At 38.7% G+C, this 11,381-nt stretch carries 11 protein-coding genes and 2 pseudogenes; 1 reads left to right on the top strand and 12 read right to left on the bottom strand.

The window, feature by feature from the left end; translation table 11 throughout:
* A partial coding sequence (locus B4C08_RS05215) for a Fic family protein (protein WP_296663728.1) occupies nt 1–501 on the top strand: 501 nt, incomplete at its 5' end.
* Nucleotides 502–747: 246 nt separating this feature from the next.
* Here B4C08_RS05215 and B4C08_RS05220 read toward each other — a convergent pair.
* The 12 genes and pseudogenes from B4C08_RS05220 to B4C08_RS05280 all read right to left on the bottom strand — a co-directional run.
* Nucleotides 748–1,497: an Abi-alpha family protein gene (locus tag B4C08_RS05220; RefSeq protein WP_296663729.1), complete on the bottom strand. Its 750-nt coding sequence runs from the start codon at nt 1,495–1,497 to the stop codon at nt 748–750.
* A 5-nt stretch (nt 1,498–1,502) separates the two neighbouring features.
* Entirely contained in the window at nt 1,503–1,661 is a 159-nt protein-coding gene (locus tag B4C08_RS05225) for a hypothetical protein (RefSeq protein ID WP_296663730.1), read from the bottom strand.
* Nucleotides 1,662–1,793: 132 nt separating this feature from the next.
* A complete protein-coding gene (locus B4C08_RS05230) occupies nt 1,794–1,982 on the bottom strand; it encodes a hypothetical protein (protein WP_296663731.1) in 189 nt (62 codons plus the stop codon).
* A gap of 66 nt (nt 1,983–2,048) precedes the next feature.
* Nucleotides 2,049–2,537 carry a type III toxin-antitoxin system ToxN/AbiQ family toxin gene (locus B4C08_RS05235; RefSeq protein ID WP_296663732.1) on the bottom strand — a complete coding sequence of 163 codons (489 nt, stop codon included), beginning with the start codon at nt 2,535–2,537 and terminating at the stop codon, nt 2,049–2,051.
* A gap of 160 nt (nt 2,538–2,697) precedes the next feature.
* Nucleotides 2,698–3,351 carry a restriction endonuclease subunit S gene (locus tag B4C08_RS05240; protein ID WP_296663735.1) on the bottom strand — a complete coding sequence of 218 codons (654 nt, stop codon included), beginning with the start codon at nt 3,349–3,351 and terminating at the stop codon, nt 2,698–2,700.
* On the bottom strand, nt 3,251–3,475 hold the full coding sequence (locus B4C08_RS05245) for a hypothetical protein (protein ID WP_296663737.1): 225 nt from the start codon (nt 3,473–3,475) through the stop codon (nt 3,251–3,253). Before B4C08_RS05245 ends, B4C08_RS05240 begins: the two co-directional genes overlap by 101 nt.
* A gap of 132 nt (nt 3,476–3,607) precedes the next feature.
* Nucleotides 3,608–4,738, bottom strand: a complete 1,131-nt coding sequence (locus B4C08_RS05250; RefSeq protein WP_296663738.1) for a Fic family protein — start codon at nt 4,736–4,738, stop codon at nt 3,608–3,610.
* A 12-nt stretch (nt 4,739–4,750) separates the two neighbouring features.
* Complete coding sequence (locus tag B4C08_RS05255) at nt 4,751–6,241, bottom strand: HsdM family class I SAM-dependent methyltransferase (RefSeq protein WP_296663740.1); 1,491 nt, start codon at nt 6,239–6,241, stop codon at nt 4,751–4,753.
* 35 nt (nt 6,242–6,276) lie between these two features.
* Nucleotides 6,277–8,772: pseudogene (gene hsdR / locus B4C08_RS11225) on the bottom strand (EcoAI/FtnUII family type I restriction enzme subunit R).
* A gap of 165 nt (nt 8,773–8,937) precedes the next feature.
* The gene (locus B4C08_RS05270; RefSeq protein WP_296663742.1) at nt 8,938–9,582 is read right to left on the bottom strand and encodes a CatA-like O-acetyltransferase, family 2; all 645 of its coding nucleotides are present in this window, start codon (nt 9,580–9,582) and stop codon (nt 8,938–8,940) included.
* On the bottom strand, nt 9,579–10,490 hold the full coding sequence (locus tag B4C08_RS05275) for an NAD-dependent epimerase/dehydratase family protein (protein WP_296663743.1): 912 nt from the start codon (nt 10,488–10,490) through the stop codon (nt 9,579–9,581). The genes B4C08_RS05270 and B4C08_RS05275 overlap by 4 nt, the downstream gene beginning before the upstream one ends.
* A 16-nt stretch (nt 10,491–10,506) precedes the next feature.
* Nucleotides 10,507–11,139, bottom strand: a pseudogene (locus B4C08_RS05280) (alpha/beta hydrolase); the annotation flags it as partial.
* Nucleotides 11,140–11,381 lie beyond the last annotated feature (242 nt).

Raw genomic sequence — 11,381 nt, forward strand, 5'->3', positions numbered from 1 at the left:
ATTGATTTGATTATCGAAGGCGCAAATTCCAGGCTTTCAGAAAGTTTCATCAAACAGCTTCATTACATACTGAAAACAGGCACAACAGATTCACAGAAATCCTGGTTTAAAGTTGGCGACTACAAAATGCTGGAAAATGAGGTTGGCGGAATTGAAACCACAAAACCCGAAAATGTTGCCAAAGAAATAAAATCACTGCTTGAAGAATATAACTCAAAAACGGAAATCTCTTTGGATGATATTCTTGATTTCCACGTCCGCTTTGAATCAGTTCACCCATTTCAGGACGGAAACGGCCGTGTCGGGAGACTGGTTATGTTAAAGGAATGTCTAAAACATAACATAGTTCCGTTCATCATTACTGAAGAATTAAAGATATTCTATTACAGAGGAATCAAAGAATGGAAAGACGAGCGAGGCTATCTAAAAGACACCTGCCTGACAGCTCAGGATTCCATGAAAGAAAGCTTGAATTACTTTGGCGTGAAGTATGAGGACTAGAATGGGGCTGATTTGTCAAGGCTGATTGCTTAGTTTCTTGCACAGCGGAAGCAACTCTTCGACTGCGTTGGATATTTCACGCAAAAAAAACGCATCTAAATGCAGGTATCCGGATGCGTGAAATCTTTAGATTTTTGGTCTTCGTGCAAATATTAATAGTATTGACAAAAGCGGTCAAATTTTTATTAAGTTCAATATTAAATTATAAAGCTAGAAATTATGGATATTTAACACATTTCTTCTTGCTTAATTTTTTATAAATTCATCACATTTATCAGAAATACACACATTGCAAAACTGTTTTCCAAAATCAGTCAATTTAAATTCAGAAAAAATTCTTATCCCAGTTTGCCTGTTTCTTACAGATGAAAAAGCACCATTTTGTTCTGTAACAGTTTTACCACTAAAAATAGGCTCTTGTCTCTTATATTCCCAGCAGCCTGAAAGATTCAAATGATTTAAATGACTATTATAAAGCCAAATATTTTCCTTAAAATAGAAATTTTCCAAAGGAAGCTCATTCAATATTTCTCGGTCATTTAAGAATATCTGTTTATCTTCATCAAAATCTTTTTCCTGATGAAATTTATATGATTTCTTGCTTAACAAAAGTAAAAACAGACATTCATCTCTTGTTAAATGTTCCAAAATCCGAGGAAAAGCTGGACTATTAAACTTCTGTTTTTCTTTATCTACTGAAGATTTCAAAATATTGTAAAACATTTCTCCAATAATACTTTCGTCTTGATTAACTGCTAAAGCCTGAATAGTTGGAATTGTAATATTCGGATTTGCTTCTACTAAATTTTCTTTTGGAAGTTCAGAATTGATTCTAGCAAACCAATTTTCAATGCGATTATTCAAAAATTTTGTAGGCTGATAAATTGGACTTAAAATCAATTTTGCAACTTCTGCTGCTGAACTTCCAATTTGTTTTGCAATAGGCGAAACAATGTCTTTATATGCTTCTAATAATAAACTTGAATCCTTTGCCATATTCTTCAAATTCCTCTTTTTATATTTTCTTTCTTTTTTGAAATTACATAACTAGTCATTTTTTTCAAAAACTTCTGTTTCTTTTTAGAGTTTTCCAAGAAATGTTTTTCTAAACCGGTTTTTATAGCCCATACTGTATAAGGATTATTACAAGGCTCTGCCATATCATGCTCATTTGAAAACCAAAAAGTATTTCTTCCATAAAGCCAATGACAATACAAATGGTAGAACAATTTTTTGTCTATTTTATTATTAAACAGCAAAAAGCAGGCGGTTTCTAACTCTCTGTCAATTTTTCATTTTAAATTTTTTACATCTTCATCTTGATTTTTAGATTGCAATTTAGCATTTGCAGATTCAAGCCTATCATATATAGTCATTAAAATTTCCAACTGATTATTTTTATTATCTCTAACAACCACATAAACAGAAACGGCAAGAGAAAGCAAAGCTATAATAATTGATGTTATTTCAAGTATTGACATATTTTACTTTCCTAACCTTTCGCACAGCGGAAACAGCTCTTTGATGTCTTGAATAATTTGTTTTAATTAAATTTGCTCCCATTCTTTGCATTTTTGTTCTAACAAGGAAAAGTCATTACTCCGTTTTGAAAGGTTTGTTTTAGTGCCGTTTAATATTTTATGAGTGTAGACAGTCTTTGAGTTTTTTAATATTTTGTTTTCATTCTTTTTTATTATTCTATATTCATTACGAAGGAGATTCTGATAATTCTTATTTTGTATTAAAGATATATCAATATATTTACAGTCTTTTTCTAAAGCAGGAAACATATTGTTTATATTTAAAACTGCATAATCTTTTATCTTTATAAAATCAACGCTTTCTTTCATTCTTTTATGTTTTTCTTTAAAAGACGATAGCGGAACGAAGTAATTAAATCCATTCATAACAAGAACAATTCCAATGTATTTTCTTTCGTTGAGTTGGTCAGTTTTTTTATTTCTAAAAAGATGCGGTGCATATGGCTGTAAAAAATCAATGTATTTTGAATTGATTTCGTAAAATCTTAAAGACACTTATTTCTCCAAAAAAAAGCAGAGACTATATAAACTAGCCTCTGCCTGTTAACATTCTCATTTACAAGGCTGAGATACACCTTCTTTTAACGTTCTCGTTTATAGAGCCGAGATACACTCGCTAAGTAAAATATAATATTGTTTACGGCAGATGTCAAGTTTACCTACCTAGTTTCTCGCACAGCGGAAGCAGCTCCTCGACTTTTGCGACTATGCGTTTTTGCTCGGCAAGAGGAGGAAGTGGAATTAACATAGTCTTTAAAGTGTTTACACTAACTCCACCAATAATTCCATTCATATTATCTTTAAATAAATCTGTAAATAATGCACTTTGCATAAAATAATACAAAAAGTGAATTGTTTCTTTTACATAGGCATCAAAACAACATAGTTTATTTCCAAAACAAACTGCTTTATCAGTGAAAGCAATTTTTCGTCCTGCACTGCCACCTTCAATACACATTAAAATACTATTTGCATTTGCAATTCTAAACTTATCATTGTCGAAAGGTATTTTTATACCGTTATCATAATTTATGACATTATCAAAACCAACATCCTTTGTTCCTATATAAAATCTACCGTCTTTAAGATTTGTATATTTTGTTTTCTTTTCGGTTTCATTAATACTATTACCTGTATATAGATTGCAAAAATCTGATAATCTGCACCAGCACCAGTTCTCTGGAATCTCAAACGGAATCTCACTTTCATCAATTTTGCTTGCGGCAACAGGAGCGGGCTTTTTTTGCCTTTGGGTTAGTTTTAAGAGATTCTTCCCATTCGGCAAGGAGTTTTGCGTTGCGCTCTTCAATAATTCTGTCTAAAAGCTGCCTGCCGGTTTCAGTTTCCCCTTCTACCGTGGAAATCAGCTTGCCCGTAACTGCCGCCTGCAGAATCGCCTTTCTTAAGTTCGTGTCTTTTTTTATCTGTGCCATGTTATGTTGCCTTGTATATATGTACCCAAAAACGGCTTTTCGGGTACACGTTTTATTAATATGTACCCAAAAACAACTTTTCGGGTACATAACCTGTTGCTCATGTACCAATTTTTAAATTTTTGGTACATATTATGACTTTACAGATTCTATACTTTCAACTTCTGGAACAACTTTTCCTTGACTCATAAACAATTCAAACAATGCATCATTTATATAGTAATTAGAAGAACCTTTCTTCATTTTTGTTAAAAGCTTTAAATCTACAATCATATCAAGATATTTTGCAGCAGTTTTTCGCTGGACATTCATATCTCGTTCAATGTATTCAATTTTTGTGTATGGATGAAAAAAGAGATTATTCAAAAGTTCATGCTTATAAGTTTTTCCAAATGCAGGTTTTAAAATTGCTTTATATTTTGCCATCAACTGAGAAATTCCATTTATCAAAACTATAGTTTCTTTTGATGTAACTTCAATTCCCTTGAGCATAAACATAACCCAATTCTGCCAGTCTTTTACCTCTCCATTACTGTCACGTACTGCTTGAATCAATTTATAGTAATCAGCTTTATTGCGAGTAATATAACGGCTCAAATATAAAATTGGCAAATCCAGAAGCCCATTTTGCACAAGATATAAAACAGAAATAATTCGTCCTGTTCTTCCGTTTCCATCATAAAAAGGATGTATGCTTTCAAATTGGTGATGTATTATTGCAAGCTTTATAAGCGGATCTAATTCACTTAAAGCTGAATTATTAATAAACTGTTCCAGATTTGCCATATAATGTTCAACTGCTCCGCCAGTTTCAGGCGGAGCATAAACTATCTCTTTTCGAGAATTTTGCAATGTTACAGAACTTTTTCTAAAACCAGCCTTATTTTTCTCAAGTTTTTCCTGAATGTTTTTAATAATGTTATTTGTAAGAAGCATATGTTCTCTTACTCTTGCAAAGCCTTCAAGCATTGCTTCTCTATAATTCATAACTTCTTTTGCAGCACTGCTGATTGCATAATCGCTTACAGAAAGGTCTGCCTGAAAAATTTCATCATGAGTTGTTACAATATTTTCTACTTCTGAACTTTCTTTTGCTTCCTGAATAACGAGTGAATTTATCAAAACACTTTCATTTGGAATTGTATGAGCAATACCTTTCAGTTCTGCCAATGCCTTATTTGCGAAATTTACTTGCTTGAGAATTTCCTTAGTTTCAAGATCAATTTCAAGCGGAAGTTTAGGAATATTATAATTTTTTGCCATTAGAATACCTCCCTACAGCTCAATTCCAAGAATCTCGGTGATTTTTTTTAGCGTGGAGCTGATTCTTTCGTCGGCGGCTTGGCTGTGCTTCTTGTAGTTCTGGATTGTTTCCGCAATGCTCAGGATTTCTTCCTCCTCGTGAGGATAGCCGCAAAGGTCAAGGTTGCAGTCATTGTCGAGCAGTTCCTTTGCGGTGTACTTTTTTGACTTCGGGTTTCCGTCGGAATCAAGAAGTTCTGTTCGGTTGTTCCACCAGGCAATGCAGTCGTCAAAGTGTTTTAGTTCCATCGGTTTTGTTTTGCTAAAGTGCTTGCGGTCGCTTGGGATGTCCACTCGGTAAAACCAAGTTTCGCCGGCTGGCTCTTCATTGTTGAAAAACAAGATATTTGTTGTGATTGAAGTGTACGGGCTGAACACGCTTCCCGGCAGGCGGACAATTGTGTGCAGATTAAAGTCTGTAAGAAGTTTTTTCTTCAGATTGTTTTTTGCGTTGTCGTTGCCGAATAAAAATCCGTCCGGAACAATCACTGCGGCTCGGCCTCCTTTTTTTAGGCGGTACATGATGACTGCCATAAATAAATCCGCTGTCTCGCTTGAACGCAGGTCGGCTGGAAAGTTCTGCTTGATGTCTTCCTTTTCGCTTCCGCCGTAAGGTGGATTCATCAGGATTACGTCGAATGCGTCTTTTTCCGTGTAGTCCAGAAGTTTTTTTGTAAGGGAGTTTCCGTGGAATACTTTTGGGCTGTCGATTCCGTGAAGAAGCATATTCGTTACGCAGAGCATATACGGAAACTGTTTTTTTTCGATTGCGTAAATTGAATTGTAGAGTTTTCCAGATTCTTCGTTTGAAATGCTGCCCTTTGCGTCTTTTATCGCCTCAAGTTCCTTTATCCAGCTTGAAAGAAATCCGCCGGTTCCGCAGGCAAAGTCCGCCATGGTCTCGCCAATCTGCGGCTTTATCATTTTTGCCATGAACTGAGTTACGGCTCTTGGCGTGTAGAATTCGCCGGCGCTTCCTGCGCTTTGAAGTTCCTTTAGAATTGTTTCATAAATTTCGCCGAATGCGTGGGTTTCCTCGTAGCTTCCAAAATCAAGCTCGTCGATAATGTTTACAATCTGTCGCAGAAGAACGCCGTCTTTCATGTAGTTGTTTGCATCTTCAAAAGTTGTGCGCACAATTGACTGGCGGATTGGAGTTTGCGGAGCAACTTCAAGAGATTTGAGGGTAGGAAAAAGCTTGTTGTTTACAAAGCCCAGGAGGTTGTCGCCGGTAAGACCTTCGTTCTGATTTTTTGAATGAACCCAGTTTCGCCATCTTAAATCTTCTGGAATAATTGATTCGTATTTTTCATCTTCAAATTCCCAGTCCTCTTCCTTTGCGTCATAAACTTTTAGGAAAAGCATCCAGGCAATCTGTTCAATCCGCTGCGCATCGCCGTTAATGCCGGCATCATTTCTCATTACATCGCGAATACGTTTTACAAAGCCGCTTAAATTGCTCATTTTATTTCCTGCCTTTTGTTGTCAAATTGATTTTATCATGCTGCGTAAATTTCTTTTTCGAGTTCTCTGATTGCCTGCCTGTAGTTTTCGTTTCCGCCGAACAGGGCTGCAATGCGGGCGGGCTTTCCGTATTTTGTGAACGGATTTTGTTTTAATATTTCTGTCGATTCAATGTCGTAAATGCCAAGCTCCGCGTATTTGTCCAAAAGCGCATTGATTACTTCTTTTGCTGCCTCGCCATACTTTCCGAACAGGTCGCGTTTTTTTACGTTGTTCACACGCTCGCGCCGGGTAAGCGGTTTTTGGTCGAATGCGATGTGGCAGATAAAATCAAAGTCGTCAACATCCGTCATGTTCTGGTCTTTTTTTATAAGCTCAAGGTCGATTCCTTTTTCCTTTAGCATATTGCGGATGACTTCTTTTTTCTGCTCCTCGTTCCAAGTCTGAATAAAGTTGTCCAAAGTCTGATAAGCTCCGATTATGCTTTCTTTTGTGTAATCCTCAATTGATTCCTGCTTTAAAAGCTTGCCGTCTGTGTCATAAATGGAAACAAGCCGCTGCAAAACTTTGATTTTGATTCCGCCCTTGCCGACGATTTGGACATTTTTTTTGTTTCTGCCGTTTTCTCCTGAATCCGTGGAATCTTCCGAAGTTTCAGAATTGGTTTCGCTGTCTTTGCCTGCATTGTTTTCCTGCGAAGAATTTCCGAATTCCTCGTCCTGCTCAATTTCTCCGTCCCATTCAGGGTCTGCAAAAAGGCGGCTTACATGGCGGAAGTCCATAATCGCAAAATGAGTTTTACCTTCGTCGTAGCGCAGTCGAGTTCCGCGCCCGATTATCTGCTTGAATTCTGTCAGTGTATCTATAATCTTGTCAATTACAATCAGCTTTACCATCTTGCAGTCAGAGCCGGTCGAAAGGAGCTCTGAGGTTGTTGCAATCACCGGATATTTTTCCCTTACGGAAATAAAATAGTCCAGTTTTTCCTTGCCGTATTTGTCGCTTCCTGTAATGCGGACAACGTACTGTTCTTTTACGTTTCCGTTCGCATCACGCAAAATCATGTCGGTGTTCAGGTTGTTCAGAGCGATTCTCATTCGTTCAGCGGCATCTTCTGTAGGACAAAAAACGATTGTCTTCGACTTTCTGTCGGTTTCTTTTAAATATTTTGTGATTTCCGCCGCAACTTCATCGATTCTGTCTTGAACAATTATGTTGTAATCATAGTCAGAAAGATTGTATTCACGGTCTTCGATTTCGTTTCCATAAATATCTTTTTGTCCTTTCTTCGGCCGCCAGAAGTCATCAATATTTGTGTGGACGTTTATGACTTTGAACGGAGCCAAGAATCCGTCTTCAATTCCCTGCTTTAGACTGTATGAATAAACAGGCTCTCCAAAATAGTCGATATTTGAAACATACTTTGTTTCCTTTGGAGTGGCAGTCATTCCGATTTGAGTTGCGCTGTTGAAATAGTCAAGAATTTTCCGCCAGCGGGAATCGGCTTTTGCTGAGCCGCGATGACATTCATCAACAATAATCAGGTCAAAAAAATCCGGGTCAAAAAATTCCTTGTACTTTGAAACTTCCAATTCAATTTCTTCTTCTGTTTATTCCGCGTCCTCGCTTTTGTGCTTTGAAGAATCCAGCTGCTGATAAAGGGCAAAATAAACCTGATACGCACTCAGCTTTGACTTGTCTTCTTTTTGGAAATTGATTTTGTGAATAACTTTTTCAAGCGGCTTAAAATCCTGCTGAATTGACTGGTCCACAAGGTTGTTTCTGTCTGCAAGGTAAAGGACTTTCTTTTTTGCTCCGGATTCAAGAAACCGCCACACAAGCTGGAACGCGGTGTAAGTTTTTCCAGTTCCGGTAGCCATTGCAATAAGAATTCGGTTCTGATGATTCGCAATTGCTTCAAGAGTTCTGTTTACGGCATTCCTCTGGTAATAACGCGGAGGGTAGCAGCCCGCTCCGGAATAAAACGGCGTGTTCAAAAGTTTTTCATCGTACAAAAGCGGAACGTCATAAGTTTTTGTATTTCCGTCAATTGAATATTGCGCGCGGTTTTCCACTTCCACAATTTTTTGCGCATCCACATTTTTCCATCTATTATATAATTCCTCTGAGGTGGGAAAGCTGGAAAGCGGAAGTTCTTTTTCAATTCCAGTCGTAAAATCATGCTCAAAAAAACTGCTTCCATTTGATGTGTAGACGAACGGAACATTCATCATAATTCCGTAGGAAATTGCCTGTTGCATTCCGTAAGAAGTTGTGTGATTGTTGTCCTTTGCCTCGACAATCGCCAGAGGAGTTCCCTTGTTGTGCCAAAGAACATAATCGCACCGCTTGGCTTTATCGCGGCTAGGAATGTTTCCTTTTATGCGCACTTTTCCGTCTGTAAATTTATTCAGGGGAGATGTTTCCATAGTGATTTTTTTGATGTCCCATTTTGAAAGCAGCGCCGGCGTAATATACTGAAGCTTTATGTCCTCTTCCGTCATTTCGTTTATGTCAAAAATATCACTCATTTTTATCCCTTAAAAAACAAGGGTAATTATAACATAAAAAATGCAAATTATAAAATGAATAAAAAAGGCGTGTTGTTGTCGGGCTTAGCTCGGCAACCTTGTCATCCTCCGGCTTGAGTGGGGGAGTTCTCGTACACAAAAACAAATCGGAAAAAGTCAATCTTATCAGTTCTTCTTTCCAAACTCATTTTTTACGCTTCTGATGTTCTTCTGCAAAAGTTCAAGGAATTTTCCGGCGTGCGCTCCGTCCATCTGAGTGTGGTGGAACTGGAACGAGACGGTGATTGTTGTCCTAAAAAAGCGGCGGCGGTATTTTCCCCAAATCATAAACGGATTGTTGAAGATTCCGCTGTTCATGCCCACCGCGCCGTCAATTTCCGTGTCGATTATGGCGGAAGTTCCAATCACCATGCTCTGCGCAAGGTCGTGATTCCGGCAAGTTTGGGCAACCTCGCTTGTCAGCTCAAGGTAGTCGCGGTTGAATTTTTGGATGTCGTCATTGAACGGCACATCGCACGAGCTTACCTCGCCGGTTTTGTTCTTAACAATTGTGTTCACGGCAAGCGAATCGTACTTAAAAAGCTCTCTGCCCACTGGAAGCAGAAAAAATTCCTTCACCCCGCTGGCGGCTTTTCCCACGCACCAGCACAAAAGCATATTGAATTTGAGTTTGCGGCGGTGGCTCAGCCTTACAAGCGGCGAAACGTCCAGCGTCTTGAAAAAAGTGACCATCGGATTGGGCGCGTTCATCCAAAGCTCAAAAGCCTGCGCCCGCGGAGCCGTATTCGGGTCAACTGAAAACGGGTTCATAAGTTCTCCTGTAATTTTTCATCGATATATTTCAAATAATCCTTTTTGCGGACTTCCTGCTCGTTTGCAAAATACCAGTCGGCAGCTTCTTTTAGTCCTTCTTCAAGCGCAATTGTTTTTGACAAAAGCGGCTTTTGCTTTTTCACGTCAAGCAAATATTCGTAATCGTAAAAGCAAAAATAATTTCGTTGCTCAATTTTTTTGCTGACTTCAACAAAGACCGGCGTTTTTGAAAGGCACTTGTAGCAAAGTGTAACCCAATCTTTTATCGAAACTGGCTGCTCATTTCCAACGTTCAGAATGTGTTCGGCAGGCTTTGTCTCGATTATTTTTTCGATAATGCGGCACAAATCTTTTACGTGAAAAAAGTGAAGTTTCATGCTGCCGTCGCCCGGAAGATAAAATGGGCGGTCGAGCCTTGCACAGTCAAAAACAAATGCCTCGCGGTAAACGTTGTTCATCGCCCCATAAAGATACGGCGGTCGCAAAATGTACGCGTCGTGAACTTTTTGCAAAAGTGCGTTTTCAGCTTCGATTTTGTCAGTTCCGTATTTTCCCCAAAACTTGTTCGGCTTTCTTTCACATTCTTCAATAAAAGGTTGCGTTCCGTCTTCCGGATAAACCGCACTGGAACTTACCATTATATATTGGTCAAACGAACCAAGCAAATCCGTTAAATCGATTATGTCCTGTGCGTTGTAAGCGGTGATGTCTGCCACAACGTCAAAGTGCAGATTTTTCAGTTTGCCGCCCAAATTGTGTCGGTCGCCTTCAATCAAAGTTACACCGCTAACTTGCTTTTTTGTGTTTCTGTTCAGAACAAAAACTTCGTAGCCGTGCTCGCAAAAGTAAGAAGCGGCGTATTTGCTTACAAAAGTTGTTCCGCCAGTAATCAAGATTTTTTTCATTGTTTTTCCTCAATTTTTTTTCAATCCATCCGTCCAAAAATCTCATCTGCTCTTCGGTGTGGAACCAGTGCTCGCCGCCGCTCATAACGGTAAGTTTTGACTTGTGGGTGTGCGCAAAGTCCGAGACGGTTTCAAGCGAAGTGAGAGTGTCGTGTTCGCCGTAAAGAATTTCAGTCGGAATCTTCCATTTAATCGGATTTTTGCGGACGTATGTCAGATATTCCCAAGACAAATCGTCGCCGAAGTCCGTGCTTACCATTTTCTTTTCCTCAAGCTGAGCTTCCGTTACGCCGGCCCAATCCATCATGTTGCAAATCAGTTTTTCCATGTCCACAATCGGAGAGATGAAAAACGCCTTGATGATTTTCGCGGTGATTTTCTTTTTCGCACTGTCACTTTCAGCGTTGGTTTGAGAAACCGCGTTCATCGAAAAATACGCTCCGATGCTGTTCGCAACAAGAATCACTTTTTCGTAGCCGCCGAATTTTTCTTTTGCCCAGTTCAAAAATTCATCCTTGAAATCCCACGGAGTTACGGATGCGTACTCAAAACCGGCAACATCGCAGTCCGCAAAAAGTTTTTTATAATGTTCGGCTTCCCCGGCATTTCCGCCTTTTCCGTGAACATAAATTACGAGTGTGCTGTTCATTTTTGTTGGCCTTTTTAAAAATATCACTGGAAATATATCCTACCGAAAGGTAGGTTGTCAAGCAAGGGGAAATGACACCAAAACACCGTGTGTATATCCGGCTTGCCACCTTTGTCATTGCCGGACTTGACCCGCGATGTTTGCGAAGCAAACTCGGTTGATAATCTCAGTCAAGTTCTACATTTTCCTGACCGGATGCCTGATTACAGTTTTCAATTTATCCGCGGAGTTTTTTCTCGGAT

The sequence above is a fragment of the Treponema sp. UBA753 genome (assembly GCF_002297325.1).
Taxonomy (GTDB): Bacteria; Spirochaetota; Spirochaetia; order Treponematales; family Treponemataceae; genus Treponema_D.

Coding starts and splice junctions, on each gene's coding strand:
- B4C08_RS05220 (WP_296663729.1), bottom strand. CDS start 1,497: ATGGCAAAGGATTCAAGTTTATTATTAGAAGCATATAAAGACATTGTT.
- B4C08_RS05225 (WP_296663730.1), bottom strand. CDS start 1,661: ATGGCAGAGCCTTGTAATAATCCTTATACAGTATGGGCTATAAAAACC.
- B4C08_RS05230 (WP_296663731.1), bottom strand. CDS start 1,982: ATGTCAATACTTGAAATAACATCAATTATTATAGCTTTGCTTTCTCTT.
- B4C08_RS05245 (WP_296663737.1), bottom strand. CDS start 3,475: ATGGCACAGATAAAAAAAGACACGAACTTAAGAAAGGCGATTCTGCAG.
- B4C08_RS05250 (WP_296663738.1), bottom strand. CDS start 4,738: ATGGCAAAAAATTATAATATTCCTAAACTTCCGCTTGAAATTGATCTT.
- B4C08_RS05255 (WP_296663740.1), bottom strand. CDS start 6,241: ATGAGCAATTTAAGCGGCTTTGTAAAACGTATTCGCGATGTAATGAGA.
- B4C08_RS05270 (WP_296663742.1), bottom strand. CDS start 9,582: ATGAACCCGTTTTCAGTTGACCCGAATACGGCTCCGCGGGCGCAGGCT.
- B4C08_RS05275 (WP_296663743.1), bottom strand. CDS start 10,490: ATGAAAAAAATCTTGATTACTGGCGGAACAACTTTTGTAAGCAAATAC.